Here is a 26,152-nt window from a genome sequence, read left to right as displayed (position 1 = left end):
AGAGATTAAGAATCTCTGCCTGTTTTTTCATTTCTTTTCAAAAGTAGTAATGAAAACACTACATATAATAAGAATACCACCAATAAAAAAGTTGCTACTCAATGTTTCATTTAATAGTAACCAACCAAGCAACGATCCAACGATAGGTTGGAAGAAGAAAAATAATGATCCGATGCTCGCGTCCATTAATTCTAATCCTTTATTCCAAAGGAAAAAGGCACCTGCTGTTGAGACGATTCCTAAATAAAGTACGCCTAATAATACATACATGTTCGTATGTTCAATAGAACTTGATTGTAGTTCCCATATCATAAAAGGTGTAATAAAAAAGAGTGAAAAGAATATGGCATATGTTGTAATCACTAAAGATGAAAATCGAGCTGAAGCGATTTTTACGTAAATGGATAGTAAAGCCCACGTAATAGCGGCCCCGACTAATATGATTGTACCGATAAAATAGGAACCAATTTCAATATCCCATCCAATGACAATAATGACACCGATTGTCGCTATGATAGTAGATAGCAGTCTACGAGCGGTTAGCTTTTCTTTTAAAATGATTGCTGCAAATATAACCATAAATGCAGGGGTGGCTGATGTTACTAACGAGCCTGTATGAGCGTCAGATAATTTTGTTCCGATAAATTGACATGTGATCGAAATGAAGTATCCGATAAATCCAATCCAAGCGAATAATAGCCAATCTTTTTTGCGTATGGTTATTTTTTTCTTTTTCTTTTTCTTTTTCTTTTTCTCAGCTATTTTCAAAATTGCATATAAAACAACAAAAGCAATGATAAAGCGTAGCCAAACGAGTGTCAGTGGTGGGATAAAGTCGAGTACGTATTTGCTAACAACATACATACCGCCCCATATACTAGCTGCTAGTGATAAACATATAGCTCCTAAAATTGTTTGTTTCATGTAAAGTACCTCCGTCTATTTTTAGGGTATTATGAGTTCCCTAAGACGAGGCATAGTGTTTTGTGTTATATGAATGCCCGCCTTAGTTTATAGACGGCCTACAGGTTGATCGTTTTCGAATGAAGTGTTGTAGTACATGAATGCATTCCTCCTTCATAAATTTATAATGATATTATAACTTAATTTTCAGTTTATTGGGATGTTTCTTTAGAAAATGGAAATGGTGGTTGTCTAAGAAAGCATAGTATATGGTAGAAAAACATATTTTTGAAATAAAAGAAACCAATTACATTACTGATAAGTATAGTAAGAGTAGGATGAAAAAGTAGATTAATAGAGTAAGAGGAGGAGATTGTTATAACTACAACCGTTATTTCTCATTTTTATAATGAAGAATATTTATTGCCGTGGTGGCTTATGCATCATACGAAACTTTTTGATCATGGCATTTTAATTAATAAAGGTTCTACAGATCGTTCAGTGGAAATTTGTAAAAAATTCGCGCCGCATTGGGAAGTGCGAGATTCTTTAAATCCAGAATTTGATGCACTAGCGACAGATGATGAAGTGATGATGGTAGAACGAGAAGTAAAGGGATGGAAAATGATTTTAAATACGACTGAGTTCCTTTGTGTGCAAGATAAAAATCAATTTTGGAAATCACTAAATGAATTGGGAGGGAGGATGTATTGGTTGGAAGGGCTTATTATGGTCGATGATCTTAACTATAATTATCCAGACCTTAACTTTGGAATACCTTTAATGAAACAGCGATTTCACGGTTATTTACCAGAAGATTGGCCGTTATGGAGAAGAGGTAGATTTATTCATAATCATGAACACGGAAGTTATACGGTTGGAAGACATTTATCTGCACATGAATCTATGGTTTATCCGCCACTTGCGTGTATTGCATGGTTTGGTTTCAGCCCTTGGAACGATGCGATGAGAAAGAGGAAATTACAAATTGGTCCTACTCTTTCTGAAGCTAGTAAGCAAGGTGGAATGGGCACGCATCATATTATTACACCTGAAAAATTAGAAGAATGGTATAAGGATTTAGCAAGTGGGGCGAAGGATTTACGTTTTAGTAATGCGTATCGTTATGCTTTTTTATAAATGATTCCCACCATAAAATTGTTTCTTCGATTCCAGTATTTAGATCGTATGTTGGTTTCCAGTTTACTTCAGTTTTTAAACGTTCCACATTAACGCCGACGAATAAAGGCTCATCTGTAGAGAATGGGATCGCACCTAGTTTCATTAAATGTTCTTTTCCAATCTTTTTAGCAATGATAGAAGCTAATTCTTTAATTTGTACAGATTGACCAGAAGCGATATTGATTGTGCCTGTAACGTCGTGTTCTAATACTGTTACGAGAGCATGAGCGACGTCGCTCACATGGAGGAAATCTCTTGATTGTTTTCCATGTGTACATAGTGCTTCCTCATTTTGTAATAAGGAAGTGATAATGTTAGAAACGAGCCGATTCCCTTGTTCGTGAGGGCCATACATATGAAAAATGCGGCCCCAACACATGCTGAGGTCGTTTTGTTCAGCGTACGTTTGTAGCCAGGAGTGTAGCGTATTTTTACATACTGCATACGGGGTTTTATAGGAAAGAAGTGGTGAGTCTTCAAATAGTACACCGTTAAACCATTCATATTCTGCGCCAGTACCTGCAACAACGACGCGCTTTCCGCCGCATGTTGTGAAGTGTTGAATCAATGAGATGCTGGATGTAAGCCAATAGTAATTATTAATAGATACATAACACGCTGGCGGTACGGCTTCCCAAGCTAAATGAATGAGATGACTAGGCTTCATGTCGTAAATGAGTTTTTTTACTTCTTCATCGCAAAGTAAGTTTACTTTATGCCAGTGGCAAGAGATGTGAGAAGGTTTATTTGTATGATAAGTGGCGTGCACTTCATAGCTCTTTTGTATAAGAGAATTTACAACATATTTACCAATCCATCCACTACCGCCTGTTACAAGAATTTTTTTCATGGCTCAATTACCTCAATTTCTGGTATCGTTACTAAAAATTTGCCGCCCCATTCACGAATGAAAGAGCATTCTTTCATAATTTCGTCTTTTAAATTCCAAGGAAGTATGAGAATGTAATCAGGTTTTGTACGGTGTATTTCTTCTGGAGATTTTATTGGAATACGGGTTCCTGGTAGAAGGAAATTTTGTTTGTGAGGGTTTTTATCTACGGTATAAGCTAGAAATTCTTTTCCTATCCCGCAATAGTTTAAAAGGGTGTTTCCTTTAGCTGGAGCACCGTAACCGATAATTTGTTTGTTTGAAGCTTTTGCTTCGATAAAAAACTTTAAAATATTTATTTTCAATTGTTCAATGCGTTTAGAAAAAAGGAGATAGCAATCTAATGTATCTAGCCCGTGATCTACTTCTTTTTGGATTATATTTGTAACACTGGAGTGGATAGTGGATGAATCACTGTGATGGTTTATAAAAACACGCAAGGAACCACCGTGCGTTGAAAGTTCTTCTACATCGACAATTTGTAAATGATGATGAGCTAAAACTTTTTGAAGACTTATAAGTGAGAAGTAGGAGAAGTGCTCATGGTATATAGTATCAAACTGTTTAAAGGATATAAGGTTTAATAAGTGCGGAAATTCAATTGTTATTGTACCGTCTTGTTTTAATAATGTTTTTAAACCGGCAACAAAATCATGCAAGTTCGGTACGTGTGCTAATACGTTATTTGCGACGATTAAATCTGCTTGCGGTAATTTTTTTGCTAAGTCATTGCTGAAAAAATTCACTTCAGTAGGAATTCCTTTTTGAATAGCGATTTCTGCTACATTTTTTGCTGGTTCAATTCCTAACGTTTCGATATGTTCTTTTTGAAAGTATTGTAATAAGTACCCGTCGTTACTCGCGATTTCAATTACTTTCGAATGATTTGTTAAGTTGAAACGCTTAACCGCCATTTCTACATATTGTTTAGCGTGTAGTAGCCAACTGGAGGAGTAAGAGCTGAAGTATAAATAGTCATGAAAAATGTTGTGCGGAGATTCAAATTCATCTAATTGTACAAGTAAACAAGAGTGACAAACAAATGTGTGGAGCGGATAAAATGGTTCCATTTTATATGAGTGTTCAGGAGCTACAAATGAGTTAGCGAGAGGGGAAACACCTAAATCTAAAAAAGTATTTGTGAGTAATGAGTGGCAAAAACGGCATTTTTTCTGTTCCATTTTATAGCCCCCTTATAAATTTTTGAATGCATCGATTTGTTGGCGCGTGAAAGATTCCATATTTTCACCAGATGCATATTTTTTGTACCAATCAACAGTCCAAGTGATAGAATGATCTGTTGATAACTTAGGAGTCCAACCGAGTTTATTTACTGCTTTTGTACTATCAAGTGTTAAAATTGGCGATTCATAAGGGTTATTTGTATGAGGAGAAAGGACTGTTAATGGTTGATTCCATAATTTCATTATAGATTGAATGACATCATAAACTGTTCTGTTAGGTTCATTTATCGGGCCGAAATTCCACGCTGTTGCATATTCTGCGTCTTGCCAAAGATTTTCAGCTAAAAGAATATAGCCGTGTAAAGGATCTAATACGTGTTGCCACGGGCGAATAGCGTGTTTGTTTCTAATATTTAACGTAGTATCTTGTAAATATGCACGAATGACATCTGGGAATAGTCGGTCATTTGCCCAATCACCACCACCGATGACGTTACCTGCTCTGACTGAGGCGAGTCTCAGAGTGTTAGTGTGGAAGAATGATTTTTGATATGACGTTGCAACTAGTTCAGCGCAAGCTTTACTAGCGCTATAAGGATCGAAACCTCCTAATCGGTCACTTTCCAAGAATGCTCGGTTACCGCTCCCGTCATTTTCATAACATTTATCACTTGTAACATTAATGATACTACGTATACTTTCTATATGTTTTGCTGCTTCTAATACGTGAACAGTACCTAAAACATTCGTTTTAAATGTTTCGATAGGATTTTTGTATGAAATGGTGACAATTGGCTGGGCTGCTAAATGAAATAGTATGTCAGGGTTATGTTGTTTTAGGGCATGGAATAAAGAATCGTAATCTGTAATGTCGCCATTCATTGATGTGCACTCATTTGCTACGTTACCTTGTTCAAAAAGGTTAGGGATGGATGGGGGGTGAGAAGAATAGCCAACTACTTCTGCGCCTAAAGAAGTTAAAAAAAGGGTGAGCCATGAGCCTTTAAAGCCAGTATGTCCCGTGATAAATACTTTTTTCTTATTCCAAAAAGATGATGAAGCCATATTACCAAACCTTCCACGGAGCGTTATTACTTTCCCATAGCTCGACTAATTTATTTTTATCGCGCAATGTATCCATCGGATGCCAAAAGCCAGTATGTTGATATGCGGCTAGTTCATTTTTGTTTACTAACTGAACTAATGTGTCTGTTTCAAAAACAGACTTATCGCCTCTAATATAATTGAGAACATCAGGATTTAAAACGAAAAATCCACCGTTAACCCATCCGCCATCCCCGAGTGGCTTCTCTTGGAAGGATGTGACAGATTGTTTATCTAAGACGAGAGAACCGAATCTACCAGGAGGTTGTACGGCTGTAACAGTAGCCGTTTTGCCGTGTTTTTTATGAAATGCAATGAGTTCTTTTATATTTACATTACTTAATCCATCGCCATAAGTGAGGCAGAAAGGTTCGTCCCCGATGTAATTTTGTATTTTTTTAACTCGTCCACCTGTTTCGGTATTTAGACCGGTATCGATCAGTGTAACTTTCCATGGTTCTATACGATGAGAATGGTTAGTAATCGTATTGTCGTTTAAATGTATCGTGAAATCGGACATGTGTAAGTTGTAATTTAAAAAGAATTCTTTAATTGCATATCCTTTATAGCCTAAGCAAATAATAAACTCAGTAATCCCGTAATAACTATACAAACTCATAATGTGCCATAAAATAGGCTTTGTTCCAATTTCAATCATAGGTTTTGGTTTTAAATGAGTTTCTTCCCCAATCCTCGTTCCATATCCACCTGCAAGAATAACAGCTTTCATTTTTTCCTCCTACTTATAAAAAGAATTTGATATCGATGTTATTATGATATGTACTTAAATGAGAATGGAACCGGCAATTTCATGGTTATATTTCATTCGTTTTGGTTTTTATATTTAAGTATTTTGTTATACAATTAAATTAATAGATTAGATTATATAAGATGAAACGATAAAAATTGTATAAATTATGAATAATAAACCATCACGTTTGACTGTACAGTTTATGTATTGTATGATGTTAGTAATATAAACAAGGGGGGAAGATCGTTGGGAAGGTGTATCGAATCGGACAGTTGGCTCTCATGGCTCACGTGTCGAAACGCACGATTGATTATTATACGAATCTAGGTATCTTAAAAGCGGAGCGATCTCAATCTAATTATCGCTATTACGATGAAACAGCATTTGAGACATTACAATTTATTGAGAAGTGCAAAGAAATGCATATGCCGCTTTGTGAGATTAAAGAGAAAATCGAGGAGAAGAAGAAGCTGCTCGGTATCAATGAACACGTTTCGAAACAAGTGAATGAAGTGACAGACCATATTCATCGGTTAGAAGCAGAGTTAACGGAGTTAAAGCCGCTTTTAGATGGATTGACTGATTCACAACGTGAAAAAATATCGAAATCTTTATCTGGTCAAACGACAGCTTTAATACAGACACTTGCTCTATTATTATAGAAAAAAGTGAAATCCGACCTCTTTAATTTTTGTATCGGGCTATGTTTTCTAATGAACAAATAAGAAAACATTATAGTATACAGGAGGTGGACACCTTAGTTTTTTAAACTAGGGGGATTCATTGGAAATATTTAATTTAGTCATGGTTGCGATTTTAATCGCATTTACTGGATTTTTCGTAGCAGCAGAGTTTGCGATTGTAAAAGTACGTTCAAGTCGTATCGATCAGCTTGTTGCGGAAGGGAAACGCGGTGCTTTAGCAGCGAAAAAGGTAACAACAAATTTAGATGAATATTTATCTGCTTGTCAATTAGGTATTACAGTTACAGCTATGGGATTAGGTTGGTTAGGTGAACCGACAATTGAAAAGTTATTACACCCGTTATTTGAGAAATGGAACATAAATCCTTCTATCTCATCAGTATTAACATTTGGTCTTGCCTTTATGCTAATGACGTATTTACACGTTGTAGTAGGGGAATTAGCTCCGAAAACGATGGCAATTCAAAAGGCTGAACAAGTAACATTGTTATTGGCAGGTCCGTTAATGATGTTCTATAAAGTCATGTATCCATTTATTTGGGTATTAAACGGTTCAGCTCGTGTTGTAACTGGCTTATTCGGTTTAAAACCAGCTTCAGAACATGAAGTAGCTCATACAGAGGAAGAATTACGCCTTATCCTTTCAGATAGCTATGAAAGTGGCGAAATTAATCAGGCTGAATACAAGTATGTAAATAACATTTTTGAATTTGATAATCGTATTGCAAAAGAGATTATGGTACCGCGAACAGAAATCATTGGTTTCTACCTGGAAGATTCAGTAGAAGAACACATGAAAGTAATCCAAAATGAGCGATACACACGTTATCCGATTTTTGGAGAAGATAAAGATGATATTATCGGTATGGTAAACGTAAAAGATTTCTTTATTCGATATATGACCGAAGATCAAAAAGATTTATCATCCATTCGCACGTATATGCGTCCGATTATTGAAGTGATGGAAACAACTCCAATTCACGATTTATTACTTCAAATGCAGAAGAAGCGAATTCCGATGGCTGTTTTATATGATGAGTACGGAGGAACAGCAGGAATTGTAACGCTTGAAGATATTTTGGAGGAAATCGTCGGCGAAATTCGTGACGAATATGATGAAGATGAAGCACCACCAATTCAGCATGTGAATGAGCACCATAAAATCGTTGATGGAAAAGTGCTTATTTCAGAAGTAAAAGATTTGTTTGGATTACACATTGAAGAAGACGATGTGGATACAATCGGTGGCTGGATTATGATGCAAAATCATGAAATTGAAGAAGGACAACATGTTGAGGCGGAAGGTTATGAATTTAAAGTGTTAGAAAAAGACGCTTACCAAATTAAACGTGTTGAAATTCGTAAAATGGAACAAGAGCAAGAAGAAGAGAAAGCAGCAACTGTGTAAGTTGCTGCTTTTCTTCTAACGTATAAAAAATGCGAAATTAGGAGCGGATATTTTGATTCAAGCAGCCTTACGTGTATATCGATTACAATTGTATGCGATCTTTAGTGGTTTACTACTTATGTGGACGATTACTCCGTTTGGAAAACAAGTAACAGGGTTTGGTATCGGATTAGCTGTAAGTGCCTATTGTCTTTGGTTATTAGCTCGCAGAGTGGAGAAACTTGGGAAAAGTATCGTAATGAAGGAAAAGGCTCCTGGATTAGGAGTTCTAAACCGATTTGCAGCTGCCATTTTAGGAGCAATCATCATGTATGAAATTGAGCATGAAATGGAAATGTGGGCATTTGGTACAGGCATTTTAGGTGGTCACTTTTTAATGATTGCAAATTTAGCTTATGCAAATATGCAGTTAGTGAAAGAGGAAGAGAAGCAAAGGGAACATGCTTCGAAAAACATAGAGCTATGATGAAAGGGGCCTAATGGGGTTCCTTTTTTGTGTTTAAGCGAGCTAATGAAAGGAATCAAATTTACGACAAATATAATACGCTTCTTTTTTACGTTTTTCAATAGTATGAAAAATAATGTAAAAAAATTTAAAAACCCATCGATTTCTAAAGGTTATGTATGTTATTATGACAAAAGACTTTTTGAAAGAGGTGGATACCAATGTTACAAGCGTTACTTATTTTTGTGCTTCAAATTATTTACGTTCCAATTTTAACAATCCGTACGATTTTGCTTGTAAAGAATCAAACAAGATCCGCTGCTGGTGTTGGATTGTTAGAAGGAGCTATTTACATTGTCAGTTTAGGTATTGTGTTTCAAGATTTATCAAATTGGATGAACATTATTGCCTATGTCATTGGCTTTAGTACGGGACTATTATTAGGCGGTTATATAGAGAACAAATTAGCAATTGGTTATATTACGTATCAAGTTAGTTTACTAGACCGTTGTAATGAATTAGTAGATGAATTACGTCACTCAGGATTTGGCGTTACAGTATTTGAAGGCGAAGGTATTAATTCTATACGTTATCGTTTAGATATCGTTGCAAAGCGTTCTAGAGAAAAAGAACTGTTAGAAATTATTAATGAAATTGCACCGAAAGCGTTTATGTCTTCTTATGAAATCCGTTCATTTAAAGGCGGATATTTAACGAAGGCGATGAAGAAAAGAGCGTTAATGAAGAAGAAAGATGAACATGTATCGTAAAGAAAAGGGAGTAGTGTTGCATTAAAAGTGCAGTATAAGTCCATATGTAAAAGGGAGGAATCTATTTGATGTAGATTCCTCTCTTTTTTTGAAAAAAATTTATCTGTTAATTGAAAAACTAAATCGTATAATTATTTTTTCTACTCATTCTCAAATTCATGATTAGCCATATAACTTGAATAAATACAGGTATGATAAACGCGATTAATAAAGCTATAAGTGAAATGGGTTTAAGTTTGGGTGTTTGAGTAACCCCAGCATCATCAACGTCGCGTAGCCGAATAATAGCGGCCCATATTCCAAAAATGATAATCTAAAATATGTTACCAATCCACCAAGAAATCCACCGTCTTTTCATGCTAGTACCCCTTATATTTACCCACTGTTAAAAGTAAATTTTCGTTCGTTACATTTATCATGAAATGTCTATAAAATTAATTTTTTTAACTGTATATCTAACTTGTTTAAACGTTACCATCTCTCCATCTTTATGGTCATCTTGCGTTTGCAAAAGTTGAACTTTTGGTTTGTAATCTGTCCTATGAGCGTGCTCGATATCTTTAATGTTAACTTTGTAGGATTCGCCATTATTAATTTTTTGTTCCAATACTTTTTTATTGGCAACATAAATAAACGTCACTTTATTTTCATCAATACCTTCAGTCTTAATTTCTAATTCGTTATCTTTTGTTGTAATCGTCGGTGTTAATAATTCAATACTGCCTTTTCCGGTTTCTAAAGAATTTTCTGCTATAGTTGAACATCCGGATAATATGATTCCGGTGAATAGAAGAATAGCTAATTTCTGTTTCATAACGTCCCTCAATTTCAAGTGATTTTTGATGTTGGCATTGCTAGGCTGGTAGTATTTTATGTAAATGTTTAGCTAGCACTCTTTTTAATTATACCATAATATGTAAAATGGAATAGGATATATATCCAATTTATGGAGAATTGAAAGGTTTACTTATTGTTGAGAATTAGTACTTTTACAGTAGGTATATAGTTGCTTTAGAAAATGGTGTTGCTAAAAGCGTTATGAATTGGATGTCCAAATATATGATGAAATATAGATAGGAGAAATAACTTATTTTTTTATGGAAATTACAATTTTTGCATATTAAAATAAAGATATGGAATAGATGAATTCATTCACTTCGGAGGTAGTTACTTGAATATTAACGAGAAGGCAATTGAAATGTTTGAACAAAATAAATATGAGGAAGCAATGGAACTGTTTCAACGAGCGGTACATGAATCTAGAGGTGTACAATCTCTCAATAATCTTGCTTGGATGTACTTTTATGAGGAAGAGGATGATGATAAAGCTCTTGAATTAATAAGAGAAGTTATTAAGTTGAATCCTTCCTCATACTTTCCTTATAACATCTTAGGGGAAATTTACACGAAACAAGAAAGATGGGAAGAAGCGAAAGAAGTATTACAAAAGTCTATTTCGATTCAGCCATCCAATGAAGCATTTCACAATGTAGCTGTAGCGCATTATAACCTTGGAGAGCTGGAAAAATCTGCGGAATTTTTCTTGCGAGTTGCAGGGGATTCGGACTATATAAAGTATAGCTATGTAAAATGTTTAATTGATTTAGGGAGAACGACAGAAGCGAAAGAGAAGTTAGATGCTTTTAACAGGAAATCTGATGATTTTTTAGGAGAAGTTAATGTAGCAGATTTATATGTTGAGTTGAATTGCTATAACGAAGCAATTGAATGGTTTGAAAAGGGATACAAAGAATACTGGAAAAGTCCCAATTGGATTGGTAGATTTGTTTATGCTCTATATAAAGCTAATAATTTCACGCGTATAAATGAAGTGATACGGGAATCTATCGAAGCGAAAACAGCAGAAATAGAAGATGTTCAGAATGAAGAAGTAGAAGAAAACTGGACAGAAAAAGATAAGAAAGATTTAATTGAGGAATATACGGAAGAGAATAATTGTTATAAAAAAATGATAGAACGTATCAAATCTGGATATGTTCCAGAGTTAGAATTTGAAACTTATCATTTAGGGGGTTGCTATTTATTTGGTTGTAAAAGACATAATCATCTGGAATATGAAGAATAAAAAAATTCGACTGTCACATGTGATGGTCGAATTTTTTTATTATAGGTTGCTTGTCTAAAGGTACCATCTCAATTGTAATGTGTTAAAGAGGTTTCGTCTCATTACATAGGTATATATCCTCTTTAGAGCTCTCTTTTTTAATATTTAAAATATGGAGTGAAATAAAACCAATAACTCCTATTCCGCCGAAAATAAGCCATGGTGTATACATTCCGCTTAAATTGGATGTAAAAGATGTACCGGTATAATTACCGATGATAAAACCAAATGCGAGTGATAGTTGATAAAATCCGAAGTAAGTAGCTGTATATGATTCGTTACTGTAATTTGCAATAGCGATATCAGCGTTAGGTAATACGAGTGTTTCACCGATTGTAAATAAAATTACACAAATAAATAGCCAATATGGGTGTTGAAATAAAGGGATAAGTAAAAAGGAAATACTCATTAATAAAACACCGTATTTAATAATCGAAAGTGTGTTGTATTTATGAAATAGTTTTCGGAATAACACCATAAATATGACGCCTGTTATTGCATTTATCGTAATAACTAGTGTAGCAAGCTGATTGCTATTACTAATATTTTTCATATGAAGTGGAAGTGCGACAGTAAGTTGAGTAAACATAATATAGAAGGAAATCATAATAAATGAAAACAAAAGGAAAGATTTGTTTTGTGAGATAGCTTGTATCCCTAATGTAATAGACGTGTTTTCAGTAGTGACTTGGAAGTGATTTTTAAGTAAGTAAAAGATAAAAGCGAATAACAGCATAAGAGATCCTGTTAGAGAAAAAGCATAGATTGGATCGAGTAAGAGTAAGAGCCCTCCTGCAATTGGTCCGATTATTGCACCGCAATTAAAACTAAGGTTTAAATATGTAAATAAATTTTTTCTCATATGAGCTGGTTGTGAGCCGAATATGGCGCGCGCAGCAGGTTCGTAAAATGCAGTTCCGAAGCCAATAAGTGCAGAAGAAATAGAAATTGTATAAAAATCAGAGCATATTCCTAAAGCGATAAATCCGATTCCTCTTAAAAATAATCCGGCTATTATCATAATGATATAGCCTATTTTGTCAGCAATTAATCCTGAGAATAATGGGATAACTCGTGATGTGATTGTCATAACCGTCAACACTGTTCCTACTTGAACAGCAGTAAAATGAAGAAAGCTTAATAGATAAATAGTTAAAAATGCGTATACTGCGAAATACCCAAAAGACATAAAAAATGAAGAAATAAGCATGAAACGTATCGGTATTGAGAAACTTTTCATAGAACTCCTCCTGATATTGTAACCAGTAAAAATATTTAATGGTTAACTAATTTATATTATAATTATACATAAAGTCAGAAAAAAGTAAATTTTAAGAAGAAGGTGGATGGAATTGAATCAAAATGCACCAAATGAATTAGAATATATTCGGGAATTTTTAAATACATGGAAAATACCAAACGATACGAGAGAGCCAATTGATATGCTACAAACAGAAGAGGATATAAACCTCTTTATGAAAAAATATTTTCATAAAGAGGTTCCATTTCATACGATAGAGGAATTAAAAAGTTTTCGAGAAGATATTCGGTTAACGGTTGAAGGCGAAGGATCATTGCAAAAGTGGTTAGAGAAATACCCATTTCATGTACATGTAAAGGAAGATATGAAAGGTATTACATATGAGCCTGTGCACGAAGAGAATGTATATACAAAAGTATTAAGCATTGTGTTAATGTCAATTCAAGAAAATTTGTGGGGGAGGTTAAAAGCATGCCCAGATTGTCGCTGGGTATTTTATGATCATTCGCGAAATGGAAGTAAAAGATGGTGCGGTATGTATGCTGGAGAAGAAGGAGGAAGAGCGTGCGGTACGATTGCGAAAGTGAAAAATTATCGGGAGAAGAGAAAAGGGAGATCAGGTTATAATGTGTAATTTATATTAGGGAAAGAAAATAGGATGGGGGAATGTAGAATATGAAAGGTACACAAATGTTAGCTTTAAACAAAAAGTGTTGGGATACAGTTGCACCATATTTCTTTCAAGTGGATTGTTTACCGAAATATGGTCCGTATACGGCGTCTGAAGATGAGATTCATTTGTTCGATTCAATTAGAAATAAAAAGGTTCTTGATATTGGATGTGGAAGTGGGCATTCGCTGCAATATATGGCAGAACATGGGGCAGAGGAAGTATGGGGTCTTGATCTTTCAAGTGAACAAATTAAAACAGCGAATGAAACGTTGAAGAGTTGGAATTCAAAGTTAGTATGCGGAGCAATGGAAGAGGAAGGTGATATTCCGAAAGGGTATTTCGATATTGTATATTCCATTTATGCATTAGGTTGGACTTCAAATTTACGAAAAACGTTGGAACTAATTTATTCGTATGTAAAGCCAGGAGGAAGTTTTATTTTTAGTTGGGAGCACCCAGTATATTCAAATTTACAGTATGGTACAGAAGAAATTGCTTTTAAGTCTTCTTATCATGAGGAAACTCCTATTACGTTTGAAACATTTAAAGGAGAAAATGTACAAGCTACATTATATAAGAGAAAAATAAGTACATACATAAATGAGTTAAATAGAGCGGGATTTACAATTGAGAGAATAGAAGAACCTGAACCATCTAGCGCGTTTGATGAAGAATTAGCTGAGCCGTCTACGAAATATTATTCATTATATAAAGCTAGAGTGGTGCCAACTACTTTTATTATTAAGGCGAGGAAGTAAAGTGTTTTATAAAAAGAAGCCCGTCATTTCAAATACATGAAATGATGGGCTTCTTTATTTTTAAAAAAATGAAGTTAGAGGTGTACTTTTCATATGAAAATGCATTTCATATAAAAAGTGTAATTATTTTGGGGAAGGGGGATTGTTGTGCGTCATCATAAAAAGTGCAAAAAATTTGGAGTGGCACTGCCTCTTCCACTTATAGGAGCAACGGGTCCTACTGGTAATAGTGGTTCAACTGGTCCAACTGGAGGGCATGAAGGTCCGGTCGGCCCTCCGGGAATTACTGGACCTAGAGGAGCAACGGGTCCACAAGGCCCCCAAGGTATCGAGGGAATACAAGGTCCGCGAGGGACAACAGGAGCTCAAGGAATACAAGGTGCCGTTGGTGATACTGGAGAGCAAGGAATTACAGGTCCGGTTGGTTTACAAGGTCCTCAAGGATTAATTGGAGAGCAAGGTCCTGTTGGTGATATTGGATTACAAGGACTGGAAGGGATACAAGGGATTACAGGCCCTGCTGGTAGTCAAGGTCTACAAGGTTCCCCGGGGATACAAGGGGAAATTGGAGGAAGAGGAAAAACGGGAGCCCAAGGAATGCAAGGAGTTATAGGTGAAGCTGGTATTACAGGTGTAACAGGTCCTCAAGGCCCCCAAGGAGCGCAAGGAATACAAGGGGAGGATGGAACTACAGGTATACAAGGAGAAGAAGGTCCCCAAGGAATACAAGGAATTACTGGAGAGCAAGGACACCAAGGTGATCAAGGGATACAAGGTGTAATAGGTCCAACTGGTTCTACTGGAATACAAGGACCTCAAGGTATAAGCGGAATAAGGGGAGTAACAGGTGTAATAGGCCCCCAAGGTCCACAAGGTGTTCAAGGAATACAAGGAATAAACGGATCCACAGGTTTTCAAGGAGCAAAAGGAGTACGAGGGATAACAGGAGCAACTGGAAGTATTGGTATACAAGGACCAGAAGGACCTCCGGGTGCCCCGACGGGAACAACCGGTCCAATTGGTCCCTCTAGTGGAGTGACTGGTCCATCTGGTCCACCCGGTCCACCTGGGGGTCCAACAGGTCCAACTGGTGTAACTGGTACGCGGGGTGTAACAGGGGGAACTGGTCTAATAGGAGTGCAAGGATTACAAGGTATAACTGGTCCCACTGGCCCTCAAGGTGTAAGGGGAGCACAAGGTTCTCAAGGGGTAATTGGTGTAGCTGGCGTACAAGGTGCACAAGGTTCTCAAGGTAATCAAGGAATAATAGGAGCAACTGGCGCAGAAGGTCCCCAAGGAACTCAAGGTCCACAGGGAGAAATCGGTCCAACTGGTGCAGAAGGCCCTAAAGGTGTGCAAGGAATACAAGGGATAACAGGTCCAACAGGAGCGCAAGGTATACAAGGCTTACAAGGAATAATCGGTCCCACAGGCACAACAGGAGCGGCTGGAGCCCAAGGTCCCCAAGGAATACGAGGGGAAACAGGAGCAGCTGGAGCACAAGGTATACAAGGACCTCAAGGAATACGAGGAGAAACAGGAGCAGCTGGCGTTCAAGGGATACAAGGACCTCAAGGAATACAAGGGGAAAATGGATTGACTGGTCCACAAGGTGCTCAAGGTATGCAAGGAGTTCAAGGAATAACAGGTCAGGCAGGAGCAATTGGTTTGCAAGGGTCTCCAGGAATACAAGGTATAGTAGGCCCAACAGGAGCGCAAGGCTCTCAAGGTATGCAAGGAATACAAGGAATAACAGGTCCGACAGGAGCGCAAGGAATTAGAGGTCCCCAAGGGGTTTTAGGAGAAAACGGGATAACAGGTCCCCAAGGAGTGCAAGGTGCACAAGGTAGTCAAGGAGCTGAGGGACCACAAGGAAATGTTGGAATAACAGGTGTAACTGGAGAAACAGGAGCGACAGGAGAAGCAGGGGCGACAGGTGCACAAGGAATACAAGGCGTTCAAGGGATTATAGGGATACAAGGAAGTACAGGAATGACCGGACCAACAGGAGCAACGGGAGTAACCGGGATACAAGGTTCTCAAGGTATTCAAGGTCTGCAAGGCCCAACTGGAGTAAGTGGAATGACAGGGGTTAGCGGTAGTGTCGGGCCAGCCGGAGCGCAAGGTAGTCAAGGATCGATTGGAGCTGTGGGACCAACAGGCGCAACTGGTAGTATAGGGGTTATAGGTTCCATAGGAATAATAGGTGCAACAGGGGCGACTGGCTTACCTAGCGGAGGCGGTTATTTCTTTTCTACTTCAACGAGTGTAATTGCAGCAAATGCGTTAATACCAATCAATTCAGGATCTACAACTTTTGGTTCTGGTGTTAGTTTAACAAATGCAACAACTGTAACGTTAAGTACACCGGGAATATATTTAGTCAGCTATTATTTTCAAGGTGATCCAAATGGGGGGAATGAAACGATTTCCGTGAGGCTTACTTTAAATGGAACGCAAGTCGCAGGGAGTTTTATTTTTTATGTTACAGGAGGTACCTTTGTATTAGAACCAGCGATTTCTAATACGATGGTCATTAATGTTGCTTCTTCAAATGCTACTTTATCTTTGCAAAATGGTCCATTATCTATTGGGCATGTAACGACATTATCTGGTGTGATAACTGCTAGTTTAAATGTATTAAAAATAGTTTGACACGTTAGTTATAACGGGGGGAGATGCTTGTGAGGGAGCAAGATAAGTGTAGTAAGTTTCAATCACCTATTCCTTTTCCGGCGTCAGGTATTACGGGCCCAACTGGTCCAACTGGTCCGACGGGGTCTTTAGGTGGACCGACTGGCCCGCAAGGAATACAAGGCGTACAAGGACCAATTGGCCCAACAGGTCCAACAGGAATTCAAGGAGTACAAGGAGTACAGGGAGAGATTGGCCCAACAGGTCCAACTGGTTTAACAGGACCACGGGGTGCTCAAGGTAGTCAAGGGCCGATGGGGGAACAAGGTCCACAAGGAATTCAAGGTGTTCAAGGAATTCAAGGCGAAAGGGGTCCGATTGGCCCAACTGGAATTCAAGGGATACAAGGTATACCTGGGCCAATGGGAGAAACAGGTCCAACAGGAATACAAGGTATACAAGGAATACAAGGTGAAATCGGCCCGACGGGTCCAACAGGAATACAGGGTATACAAGGAGTGCAAGGTGAAATTGGTCCGACGGGCCCAGCAGGAAATACGGGAATACAAGGTGTTCAAGGTAATTTAGGGAGTAGTGGTTTACAAGGTGTAACAGGTATACAAGGAATTCAAGGTCCGGTGGGACCGACGGGTCCAACTGGTTCTCAAGGAATACAAGGAGAACAAGGGCCAATAGGATCAACAGGGGCAACTGGTGTTCAAGGTTTACAAGGTCCACAAGGTGAGATGGGGCTAACCGGTCCAACCGGCTCTCAGGGGATACAAGGGGTGCAAGGTGTAATAGGCCCAACAGGGGCAACTGGCTTGCAAGGGGATCCCGGTCCAACCGGCTCGACAGGTCAGGCGGGAGTAACTGGTCCAACTGGATCTGCAACAGGTCCAACAGGAGCAACGGGTCCAACAGGTCCGCCAGGAGGCCCAACGGGTCCAACGGGTCCGGCAGGATCACCGGGAGGTCCAACAGGTCCGACTGGAGCAACTGGGGCAACTGGATCGACCGGAGCAACAGGAGCGACTGGAATCCAAGGAGTGCAAGGAATACAGGGACCGACAGGGGTAACTGGTTTAACAGGTTTGCAAGGCGTACAGGGTCCAATGGGGGTAACAGGTCCAACAGGTGACCAAGGAATTCAAGGTCCACAAGGAGTAATGGGAGTAACAGGTCCAACGGGTTTACAAGGTTTACAAGGTCCAACCGGTCCACAGGGCATTCAAGGAATCCAAGGAATCCAAGGTCCGATTGGTCCAACGGGCCCAACTGGACCTCAAGGGATACAAGGGATAACTGGCTCGACGGGTCCAACGGGTCAGGCGGGTGCAACCGGACCGACGGGAGTAACGGGCCCTCAAGGTCCTCAAGGAATCCAAGGTCCACAAGGGGTAACCGGAGTAACCGGAGCAACTGGCCCGACAGGAGCAACCGGTCCACAAGGCGTGCAAGGAATCCAAGGTCCACAAGGGATAGTAGGTCCGGCGGGAGCAACTGGAGTGACGGGAATAACAGGTCCTCAAGGAATACAAGGAATTCAAGGTCCACAAGGTGTGACGGGAGCAACCGGAGCAACCGGAGCGACTGGAGCGACTGGTGCAACAGGACCGACAGGAATCCAAGGCATACAAGGAATAACAGGAGCAACAGGGGGAACGGGAGTAACAGGCCCAACAGGTGTCACGGGCCCAACCGGTTTAACAGGAGCAACTGGATCATCTGCAATATCAACAGGTGGCGGCTATTTCTTTTCTACTTCAACAAGTACAATTGCAGCCAATGCCAACATTCCAATTAATTCAGGATCTACAGTATATGGAACAGGAGTATCTTTAACTAGTGCTACAACTGTCACAGTATCCACCCCAGGAATATATTTAGTAAGCTATTATTTCCAAGGGGACGCGACTGGTGGGAATGAGACGGTATCTGTCAGACTACTATTAAATGGGACGCAACTAGCAGGGAGTTTTATACAAAACGTAACGACAGTAACTGTAGTAATCGAACCTGCCATTTCAAATACGCTTCTTGTGAATGTAACGAGTGCCAATTCAACATTAATATTACAAAACGGTCCATTAGGTGTAGGGCATGTGACCACTATAGCAGGTGCGATTACGGCAAGTTTAAATGTAGTGAGAATATTATAAGGAATATAAAAAACACAAGGAATGTCTGTATAGACATTCCTTGTGTTTTTCTCTTTATCTTTTCGGTTGAAAAATATGCTGAAAGAAGTATTTGTGATGTAAGTTATCTACAACTTTATTTGCTTGATATGTGCGATGTTGTTCGAGTCGAAGTCTTTGCTCCATCATTTTTATTGCGTGATCAGATAAACGTAACATTATACATGTCTCCTTTTCTATAAATATAGGTGTCTATTGGTATCGATCCCATATTTATAATTAAGGAGGTACACTGTGTAACATAGGCAAAAAGCACCTTCCTCTCCCATTACGCTTACGAGGTTAGCTGTCGGACTCGGGAAGTGAGAGTTTCCCTACTTAAAAAAGATTCGCCCCAAGTAGCATGGCTACAAAAATGGTTCCCCCGCTCCAAATTTTGGACTCAGCAAAAGGTTTTATAAAGTAAAAGATAACATAAATAAATCGATGAGTCAAACTATTTGTTGTTTTCTGATTTTTTTAGTGAGGTTAAAACCACTCCATCGGATAATATAATATCATTTATTTTAATAAATCCATATTTTTTATATAAAGACAGAGCAGGTGTATTTTCTTTCCCTGTTTGTACAATATATGTTTGTGAAGGGGAGAACATGTCAAATACATAAAGTAGTAGTTTTGTAGCGATTCCTTTATGAAAATGATCGGGGGATACTACTAAACGATGAATATCAACTTCCTCTTCATCCATTTTAAAAGAAATAAACCCGGCAAGTGTATCTTCATAAAAATAGCCGTAGAAAATTTCATCACATGATTGAATATCGGCTACAGTATCATAAAGGCGAGGGATAGCTGTACTATTTATATATTGTGCCTCGATTTCATAAGCTGGTATTTGAATGCTTAAAATAGAAGTAGCGGTTTTGTGAGAAGTTGTTATTAATTTTTGAATCACTCGGTAAAACCTCCTTGTAAGCTTTATTTTCATAGATTTGACAAGATTTTTCTTTATTGGATATAATAATTATAATAGTTACATAATAATTTAGTATCAAAAAGAAATACACTATAATAGAAATGGAGGACTAAAAATGGGATGGATTATCACATTAATAGTTGGTGCTATTATAGGTGCAATTGCAGGTTCTATAACGGGTAAAAATTTTCCGGGTGGTATGTTTGGAAATATTATCGCAGGTTTATTAGGTGCTTCGTTAGGTGGTAGATTATTTGGATCTTTTGGGCCATCTTTTGGTGGGATTCATGTCGTGCCAGCATTATTAGGTGCAATCGTATTAATTCTTATTGTATCATTTGTAGTGAAAGCTGCAAAAAAATAAAGATATAGATCATGACGAAAAGCCCTGAATAAGGGCTTTTCATCATTCGAAGAGGTGGTTTCGTTGGAGAAAGTAAATATAAGAAAAAGAGATAAGCTGAAAAAGTTTTTTAGAGAACAAAATTATTTAGCGGTGCTACTTGGATTTGCATTATTGTTTATCAACATATTATTGCTAACGAAAATTTCTTTTGTGTTTACTCCGTTTATCGTCTTTTTAAAAACAATTTTCTTCCCCGTACTATTAGCGGGTGTGCTATTTTATATATTGCATCCATTCGTTTCGCTTTTAGAAAAGAAAGGTGTTTCAAGAATCGTATCAATAGCTTCTATATATATAATAGTACTAGGATTATTTGTATTTTTAGTTGTAACAGTAATCCCGATTATTAAAGATCAAATTGATGCATTAATAGATAACTTACCGTATTTCGGTCATGAAATTGAGCGAGCGGCACGTAGATTCGGGGAAAGTAATTTACTAGGCAAAATTCAAGAGAATTTAAATATTGATGTAGCGAGTATGGTAAAAGACTACACAGTTGATTTTACGAAGTCGTTATCATCAGTAACTGGAAATGTAACTGGATTTTTAAGTACTGTTACAGAGGTCGTTTTAACGTTTGTAATGGTTCCATTTATATTGTTCTATCTTTTAAAAGATGGTGAACAATTACCGAATCACTTTTTAAAGTTTATTTCAGAACAAAGACACCCAGCAGCGATGAGAATACTAGATGATATGCATTATGCGATTAGCTCGTATATTAGAGGGCAAATTATCGTTAGCTTGTTTATCGGTATTATGCTATTAATCGGTTACCTTATTATTGGTATTAAATATGCGGTATTACTTGCAATTTTAGCGATGATTGTAAATATCGTTCCGTACGTAGGACCAATCATTGCAATTACACCAGCATTAATTATCGCATTTATTGACTCGCCATCAATGGTGTTAAAAGTAATTATTGTAATGATGGTCGTACAATTAGCAGAAGGTAAATTTATTTCTCCGCAAGTTATGGGGAAAAAGCTAGACATTCACCCGATTACTATCATTTTTATTATTTTAACTGCCGGAAATTTATTTGGAATTATGGGGATTATTTTAGCAATTCCAGGATATGCGATATTAAAAGTGTTAGTAACGCATAGTTATAGATTTGTTAAGTTGAATACGTAAAAAAAAGCTAAAACAGATAAAACTGTTTTAGCTCTTTTTTATTAATAATTGATTTGCGTATTGGCGTGCCCATTGATCAGCTTCTAATATAGCATCGAGTGAAGGATCTTTTACATTATGATGAGCTTCAATTGTATTGTAAATTGTTTTTTCGATATCGAAAAATGCAATTTCATTTTTAAGAAATAGTGCATTTGCAATTTCGTTCGCTGCATTTAATACAGCTGGAGTTGTACCGCCAATTTTGCCACATTCAAATGCGTATTGTAGACAGGGGAACTTCTCTAAATTTGGTTTTTCAAAATGCAAACTACCAATTTCTAATAAATTTAATTTTTCATAGGATGAAGGTAGTCGAGTAGGGTAGTGAAATGCATATTGAATCGGCATTCTCATATCAGGGGCACCGAGCTGTGCCATGACTGATCCATCAATAAACTCTACTAAAGAGTGAATGATACTTTCTTTATGAATCATAACATTAATTTTTTCATAAGGAATATCGAATAGCCACTTAGCTTCCATCACTTCAAACCCTTTATTCATTAACGTGGCAGAATCTATCGTTAGTTTTGCCCCCATTAACCAGTTTGGGTGTTTTAAAGCATCCTTCGCTTGTAATGTTTTCATTTCTTCACGTGTTTTATCACGAAAAGCGCCGCCAGAAGCTGTAACAATTAATTTTTCGATTTCCTTATTATTTTCCCCATTTAAACACTGGAAAATAGCTGAATGTTCACTATCGACTGGAATTAGGCGGCATCCGTTTTGTTTCGCTAGTTCGGTTACGATATGTCCAGCTGCAACTAAAGTTTCTTTGTTAGCGATGGCGATATCTTTCTTCGCCTTTAATGCTTCAATTGTTGGGAGTAAACCTGAAACACCGACAACTGAACTTAATACAAGATTTGTATCAGGATGGGTAGATACTTCAATTAAACCATCAGTTCCATATGTAATTTTTGTATTTGTTGAAATACGAGAACGCAATGTGTCCGCTAATTCTCTTGTCGCTACGCTTACAATACGAGGCTGAAACGATTCGATTTGCTTTTCGAGAAGATCGATATTATAATTTGCGGTTAAACCGACGATTTTAAAATGTTCAGGATGAGCGGAAACGACATCTAATGCAGATGTGCCAATGGATCCCGTTGAACCTAAAATGGATATATATTTTACCATGAAAAAACCTCCAAAGTTGTTTCGAGTATTTCTGCAAACCTATATATTATTAGACAATCAAGGTGAAAATTCCTGCTATATAAAACAGAAAATTAGGGTTTAATTGGAAAGGGAATGTGATAAACTGTAAAAAATAACGAAAAAGCAATGAAAGAGAAGAGTACATATTCAAAACTTTTCAGAGAGCTGATATGTGGTGGAAATCAGTAAGGGATGAATATGGAATGGGCTCTGGAGCTTCTAACTGAAATGAGTAGGTAAAGACGGTTACTTCACGTTAAGAAGTTGAAGTGAGCTATTAATGATAGCTAATGAAGGTGGTACCGCGGGAGTCTCTCGTCCTTTTTTAGGATGAGGGGCTTTTTTATTTTGAGAAAGGAGGGGTTAGTGTGAGTGAAAAAATAATGTTAACAGGAATTAAGCCAACTGGTTATCCGCATTTAGGAAATTATATTGGTGCGATTAAACCTGCGCTGCAAATGTCAAAGAATAATGAAGGAAACGCATTGTATTTTATAGCGGATTATCATGCGTTAAATGCTGTGCATGATTCAGAAAAGTTCAGTAGTTATACGAAAGAGGTAGCAGCTACTTGGTTATCACTCGGACTTGGAGAAGATGTTATTTTTTACCGACAAACAGAAGTGCCAGAGATTTTAGAAGTAGCTTGGATATTAGCTTGTCTAACTCCGAAAGGTCTTATGAACCGTGCTCATGCGTATAAAGCGAAAGTAGAGCAAAATAAAGAAGCAGGGTTAGAGGTAGATGCTGGAGTGAATATGGGATTATATACGTACCCGATTTTAATGGCAGCTGACATATTATTATTTCAAGCTACTCATGTACCAGTCGGGAAAGACCAAATTCAACATATTGAAATTGCCCGTGATATTGCGTCGTATTTTAATCATACATTCGGCATAACATTTACGCTTCCGGATTATGTCATACAAGAAGAAGGTGCCATTTTACCTGGTCTTGATGGAAGGAAGATGAGTAAAAGTTACGGAAATGTGATCCCATTATTTGCAGAACAAGAAAAACTACGAAAGTTAATATTTAAAATCAAAACAGACTCCTCACTTCCGAATGAACCGAAAGAACTAGAAACGTTATTTATGATATATAAAGAATTTGCGACGGAAGATGAAATACAGTCGATGCGCGAAAAGTATGAAACTGGAATCGGATGGGGCGATGTAAAAAAAGAGTTGTTTCGCGTTGTAGACCGCGAATTAGCTGGACCTCGGGAGAAATACGCTATGTATATGAAGGAGCCAAATTTATTATATGAAGCGTTAGAAAAAGGTGCTGAGCGGGCAAGAAAAATCGCGAGGGTAAATTTAGCAGAAATAAAAAAACGGATTGGATTTGAGAGGGGACGCTGAGCGTTCCCTATTTCGTTAGGTGAAGTAAGAATTCACATTTCCTTTCAAAACTTATTAGTTGCACATATTAAAAAGTATGCTAATATAGGGTTACTTATTAAACTTGTTTAATAAGTATAATTAAAGTCACTTATTAAACAAGTTTAATAAGTGTGATTCATTCTATAACGAGGGAGAGGATTGTATGAAAACAGAGAAAGAAAAGATGTTAGCGGGAGAAATGTATGTTGCGGAGGATGAAGAATTAGTGGCTGATAGGGTGGAGGCAAAAAGTTTAACACGCCTTTATAACGAGGCGATGGAGACAGGAGATGAAAAACGTTTTACATTATTAAATCAGCTTTTAGGTTCTTCAGCTGATGGGAAAGCCCAAATTAATCCTGATTTTCGTTGTGATTACGGCTACAATATCCATGTTGGAAAGAGCTTTTTCGCAAATTTTAATTGTGTGATTTTGGACGTTTGTGAAGTACGAATCGGTGATAATTGTATGTTTGCACCAGGTGTCCATATTTATACGGCCACTCATCCTTTACATCCGGTGGAACGGAATTCTGGTAAAGAATATGGAAAGCCTGTAAAGATTGGTAACAACGTTTGGGTTGGCGGGGGAGCTATAATTAACCCTGGTATTTCAATTGGAGACAACGCTGTAATTGCCTCAGGGGCAGTTGTGACAAAAGATGTACCTCATAATGTAGTTGTTGGTGGTAATCCAGCTAAAGTTATTAAAACGATAGACTTATAGAAATCGTTTTTTACGGGTATATGAATAAACTGGTGTCTTATCGTATAGACAATGTGAAAGGTGTTTCATATGGAGAAATATAGTGCGGACAATCATACAAAGACATTACTTGCCTCTCGAAACGCTCTTTTTCTCTTATTTGCTTTGCCAGGTGTCGCGTTTGCTACATGGATTTCAAGAACAGCAGCTACTCGAGATATGTTAGCAGTGTCAAATGCAGAAATGGGCTGGATTTTGTTCGGACTATCTGTTGGTTCAATAATTGGTTTACTGAGTGCAAGCCGCTTCATTGACTGTAAGGGAGCTAGAGACGTTATTATAGGCAGTATGTTTTTTATGATTGTTGGATTGATTTGTTTAGGTATAAATATTTATTTTGTTTCTAGTATGGGGGCTTTTAGTAGCTTACTAGTATTTGGAGTAGGCTACGGATTGGCGGAAGTCGCATTGAATGTAGAAGGTTCTTCCATTGAGCAGAAATTAGGAACAACTCTTCTTCCGAAATTCCATGGCTTTTTTAGTGTAGGAACTTTAGTAGGCGCGCTCAGTGGTTCTGTCGCAGCGTCGCTTCACATCCCGATTCTGTATCAGTTTCTTGTGATTTCGGTCATGTTTCTATTACTTGTATGTATGGTGTATCGTTTTCTTCCGCATGGAACAGGAAAGAAGGAGAAATCGCGGAACAAAAGGAGAGAGAAGCGTACTTCCTTACGTATGGAAAAAAAGGTGCTTTTAATTGGTCTTTTTGTGCTTGGAATGGCATTTGCAGAAGGTAGTGCAAATGATTGGCTACCTATCGTGATGGTAGATGGACATGAGCAAAGTATAGTGGCAGGTTCTATTATGTACGCAATTTTTGTATTAGCAATGACGTTAACTCGTATGTGTAGCAGCTATTTCCTTGATCGATTCGGTCGTGTCGCTGTCGTACGTGCCACTATTATGATGGCGATTCTAGGAATTTCAATCGTAATATTTGGGAGTAATTCGTATTTTCTAGCATTTGGCGTAGTACTGTGGGGGATTGGTGCAGCGCTAGGGTTCCCAATTGGTCTGTCAGCTGCTGGAGATGACCGTGAAAACGCGACTTCTAATGTTGCTGCAGTTTCTATCATTGGTTATACAGCCTTTTTAGTCGGACCACCATTTTTAGGGATACTTGGGGAAGCATTCGGAATACGTAATGCCTTGCTAGCTGTTTTATTATTTGTTCTTTTGTCTGGAATTGTATCGTCTATTACAAGAGAGAATACACCGAGCTAAATAAGGATTGCATGCAGCGGAAATATATCATCTCTATTGCTTTAGAAAATGATGTATGATATATTGTCAACGCAACTTATTAAAAGTGTTTAATAAGTATGTTGATTA

At 37.7% G+C, this 26,152-nt stretch carries 26 protein-coding genes, 1 riboswitch and 1 other annotated feature; of the genes, 15 read left to right on the top strand and 11 right to left on the bottom strand.

What is annotated here, in order from left to right; translation table 11 throughout:
- Positions 1-27: 27 nt before the first annotated feature.
- A complete protein-coding gene (locus tag NHG49_RS17025; protein ID WP_258126333.1) occupies positions 28-924 on the bottom strand; it encodes a DMT family transporter in 897 nt (298 codons plus the stop codon).
- 351 nt (positions 925-1,275) lie between these two features.
- On the opposite strand from NHG49_RS17025, the gene NHG49_RS17020 reads away from it, so the two are divergent.
- Complete coding sequence (locus NHG49_RS17020; protein WP_258126863.1) at positions 1,276-2,043, top strand: glycosyltransferase family 2 protein; 768 nt, start codon at positions 1,276-1,278, stop codon at positions 2,041-2,043.
- Here NHG49_RS17020 and NHG49_RS17015 read toward each other — a convergent pair.
- The 4 genes from NHG49_RS17015 to rfbF are packed head-to-tail and all read right to left on the bottom strand — an operon-like array spanning position 2,012 to position 5,992.
- Entirely contained in the window at positions 2,012-2,935 is a 924-nt protein-coding gene (locus NHG49_RS17015) for an NAD-dependent epimerase/dehydratase family protein (RefSeq protein WP_064475880.1), read from the bottom strand. The genes NHG49_RS17020 and NHG49_RS17015 overlap by 32 nt on opposite strands.
- On the bottom strand, positions 2,932-4,155 hold the full coding sequence (locus NHG49_RS17010; protein ID WP_064475879.1) for a class I SAM-dependent methyltransferase: 1,224 nt from the start codon (positions 4,153-4,155) through the stop codon (positions 2,932-2,934). The genes NHG49_RS17015 and NHG49_RS17010 overlap by 4 nt, the downstream gene beginning before the upstream one ends.
- A gap of 12 nt (positions 4,156-4,167) precedes the next feature.
- Positions 4,168-5,223, bottom strand: coding sequence for a CDP-glucose 4,6-dehydratase (rfbG, locus tag NHG49_RS17005; protein ID WP_064475878.1), 1,056 nt, complete (start codon positions 5,221-5,223; stop codon positions 4,168-4,170).
- A gap of 1 nt (position 5,224) precedes the next feature.
- A complete protein-coding gene (rfbF, locus tag NHG49_RS17000) occupies positions 5,225-5,992 on the bottom strand; it encodes a glucose-1-phosphate cytidylyltransferase (protein ID WP_064475877.1) in 768 nt (255 codons plus the stop codon).
- A 275-nt stretch (positions 5,993-6,267) separates the two neighbouring features.
- Between rfbF and NHG49_RS16995 the strand changes: the two genes are divergently transcribed.
- The 4 genes from NHG49_RS16995 to NHG49_RS16980 all read left to right on the top strand — a co-directional run bounded on the left by NHG49_RS16995 (position 6,268) and on the right by NHG49_RS16980 (position 9,340).
- Positions 6,268-6,675 (top strand): MerR family transcriptional regulator, encoded by a 408-nt coding sequence (locus NHG49_RS16995; RefSeq protein ID WP_000285637.1) that lies wholly within the window; start codon positions 6,268-6,270, stop codon positions 6,673-6,675.
- 121 nt (positions 6,676-6,796) lie between these two features.
- Complete coding sequence (locus NHG49_RS16990; protein ID WP_002096424.1) at positions 6,797-8,125, top strand: hemolysin family protein; 1,329 nt, start codon at positions 6,797-6,799, stop codon at positions 8,123-8,125.
- Between the two features lie 52 nt (positions 8,126-8,177).
- On the top strand, positions 8,178-8,591 hold the full coding sequence (locus NHG49_RS16985; RefSeq protein ID WP_046957915.1) for an ATP synthase subunit I: 414 nt from the start codon (positions 8,178-8,180) through the stop codon (positions 8,589-8,591).
- A 200-nt stretch (positions 8,592-8,791) separates the two neighbouring features.
- Positions 8,792-9,340: a DUF2179 domain-containing protein gene (locus NHG49_RS16980; protein WP_000938437.1), complete on the top strand. Its 549-nt coding sequence runs from the start codon at positions 8,792-8,794 to the stop codon at positions 9,338-9,340.
- Positions 9,341-9,458: 118 nt separating this feature from the next.
- On the opposite strand, the gene NHG49_RS16975 is transcribed toward NHG49_RS16980, so the two are convergent.
- Together NHG49_RS16975 and NHG49_RS16970 are read right to left on the bottom strand one after the other, a co-directional pair.
- Positions 9,459-9,653 carry a DUF3923 family protein gene (locus tag NHG49_RS16975; RefSeq protein ID WP_258126862.1) on the bottom strand — a complete coding sequence of 65 codons (195 nt, stop codon included), beginning with the start codon at positions 9,651-9,653 and terminating at the stop codon, positions 9,459-9,461.
- 102 nt (positions 9,654-9,755) lie between these two features.
- Positions 9,756-10,154 carry a hypothetical protein gene (locus tag NHG49_RS16970; protein ID WP_258126332.1) on the bottom strand — a complete coding sequence of 133 codons (399 nt, stop codon included), beginning with the start codon at positions 10,152-10,154 and terminating at the stop codon, positions 9,756-9,758.
- 357 nt (positions 10,155-10,511) lie between these two features.
- Between NHG49_RS16970 and NHG49_RS16965 the strand changes: the two genes are divergently transcribed.
- On the top strand, positions 10,512-11,426 hold the full coding sequence (locus NHG49_RS16965; protein WP_258126331.1) for a tetratricopeptide repeat protein: 915 nt from the start codon (positions 10,512-10,514) through the stop codon (positions 11,424-11,426).
- 82 nt (positions 11,427-11,508) lie between these two features.
- On the opposite strand, the gene NHG49_RS16960 is transcribed toward NHG49_RS16965, so the two are convergent.
- Complete coding sequence (locus tag NHG49_RS16960; protein WP_088047126.1) at positions 11,509-12,705, bottom strand: MDR family MFS transporter; 1,197 nt, start codon at positions 12,703-12,705, stop codon at positions 11,509-11,511.
- A gap of 112 nt (positions 12,706-12,817) precedes the next feature.
- Between NHG49_RS16960 and NHG49_RS16955 the strand changes: the two genes are divergently transcribed.
- From NHG49_RS16955 to NHG49_RS16940, 4 genes are all read left to right on the top strand, one after another.
- Positions 12,818-13,360 carry a CGNR zinc finger domain-containing protein gene (locus NHG49_RS16955; RefSeq protein ID WP_064475873.1) on the top strand — a complete coding sequence of 181 codons (543 nt, stop codon included), beginning with the start codon at positions 12,818-12,820 and terminating at the stop codon, positions 13,358-13,360.
- 41 nt (positions 13,361-13,401) lie between these two features.
- On the top strand, positions 13,402-14,157 hold the full coding sequence (locus NHG49_RS16950; protein WP_088047127.1) for a class I SAM-dependent methyltransferase: 756 nt from the start codon (positions 13,402-13,404) through the stop codon (positions 14,155-14,157).
- 147 nt (positions 14,158-14,304) lie between these two features.
- Positions 14,305-16,812, top strand: a complete 2,508-nt coding sequence (locus NHG49_RS16945; protein ID WP_149174100.1) for a collagen-like protein — start codon at positions 14,305-14,307, stop codon at positions 16,810-16,812.
- A gap of 23 nt (positions 16,813-16,835) precedes the next feature.
- The gene (locus NHG49_RS16940) at positions 16,836-18,953 is read left to right on the top strand and encodes a collagen-like protein (RefSeq protein ID WP_308664678.1); all 2,118 of its coding nucleotides are present in this window, start codon (positions 16,836-16,838) and stop codon (positions 18,951-18,953) included.
- A gap of 54 nt (positions 18,954-19,007) precedes the next feature.
- Here NHG49_RS16940 and NHG49_RS16935 read toward each other — a convergent pair whose 3' ends face one another.
- A complete protein-coding gene (locus NHG49_RS16935; protein WP_000945246.1) occupies positions 19,008-19,151 on the bottom strand; it encodes a hypothetical protein in 144 nt (47 codons plus the stop codon).
- 96 nt (positions 19,152-19,247) lie between these two features.
- Positions 19,248-19,390, bottom strand: a riboswitch (cyclic di-AMP (ydaO/yuaA leader).
- A gap of 38 nt (positions 19,391-19,428) precedes the next feature.
- On the bottom strand, positions 19,429-19,890 hold the full coding sequence (locus NHG49_RS16930; RefSeq protein WP_064475869.1) for a GNAT family N-acetyltransferase: 462 nt from the start codon (positions 19,888-19,890) through the stop codon (positions 19,429-19,431).
- A gap of 136 nt (positions 19,891-20,026) precedes the next feature.
- On the opposite strand from NHG49_RS16930, the gene NHG49_RS16925 reads away from it, so the two are divergent.
- Complete coding sequence (locus NHG49_RS16925) at positions 20,027-20,275, top strand: GlsB/YeaQ/YmgE family stress response membrane protein (RefSeq protein WP_000539720.1); 249 nt, start codon at positions 20,027-20,029, stop codon at positions 20,273-20,275.
- Between the two features lie 63 nt (positions 20,276-20,338).
- Complete coding sequence (locus NHG49_RS16920) at positions 20,339-21,460, top strand: AI-2E family transporter (protein ID WP_000416918.1); 1,122 nt, start codon at positions 20,339-20,341, stop codon at positions 21,458-21,460.
- Positions 21,461-21,487: 27 nt separating this feature from the next.
- On the opposite strand, the gene NHG49_RS16915 is transcribed toward NHG49_RS16920, so the two are convergent.
- Positions 21,488-22,645: a 1-deoxy-D-xylulose-5-phosphate reductoisomerase gene (locus NHG49_RS16915; protein ID WP_064475868.1), complete on the bottom strand. Its 1,158-nt coding sequence runs from the start codon at positions 22,643-22,645 to the stop codon at positions 21,488-21,490.
- Between the two features lie 138 nt (positions 22,646-22,783).
- Positions 22,784-22,992, top strand: a binding site (T-box leader).
- A gap of 42 nt (positions 22,993-23,034) precedes the next feature.
- Here NHG49_RS16915 and NHG49_RS16910 point away from each other — a divergent pair.
- From NHG49_RS16910 to NHG49_RS16900, 3 genes are all read left to right on the top strand, one after another.
- Complete coding sequence (locus NHG49_RS16910; RefSeq protein ID WP_098101606.1) at positions 23,035-24,033, top strand: tryptophan--tRNA ligase; 999 nt, start codon at positions 23,035-23,037, stop codon at positions 24,031-24,033.
- 184 nt (positions 24,034-24,217) lie between these two features.
- Positions 24,218-24,781 (top strand): maltose O-acetyltransferase, encoded by a 564-nt coding sequence (locus NHG49_RS16905; RefSeq protein WP_000845627.1) that lies wholly within the window; start codon positions 24,218-24,220, stop codon positions 24,779-24,781.
- 69 nt (positions 24,782-24,850) lie between these two features.
- Complete coding sequence (locus NHG49_RS16900; protein ID WP_000417597.1) at positions 24,851-26,044, top strand: MFS transporter; 1,194 nt, start codon at positions 24,851-24,853, stop codon at positions 26,042-26,044.
- Positions 26,045-26,152 lie beyond the last annotated feature (108 nt).

Source organism: Bacillus sp. IBL03825, assembly GCF_024712505.1.
Classification (GTDB): domain Bacteria; phylum Bacillota; class Bacilli; order Bacillales; family Bacillaceae_G; genus Bacillus_A; species Bacillus_A wiedmannii.
Note: the sequence above shows the minus strand (reverse complement) of the source record. Positions and strands in the feature narration are given on the sequence as shown.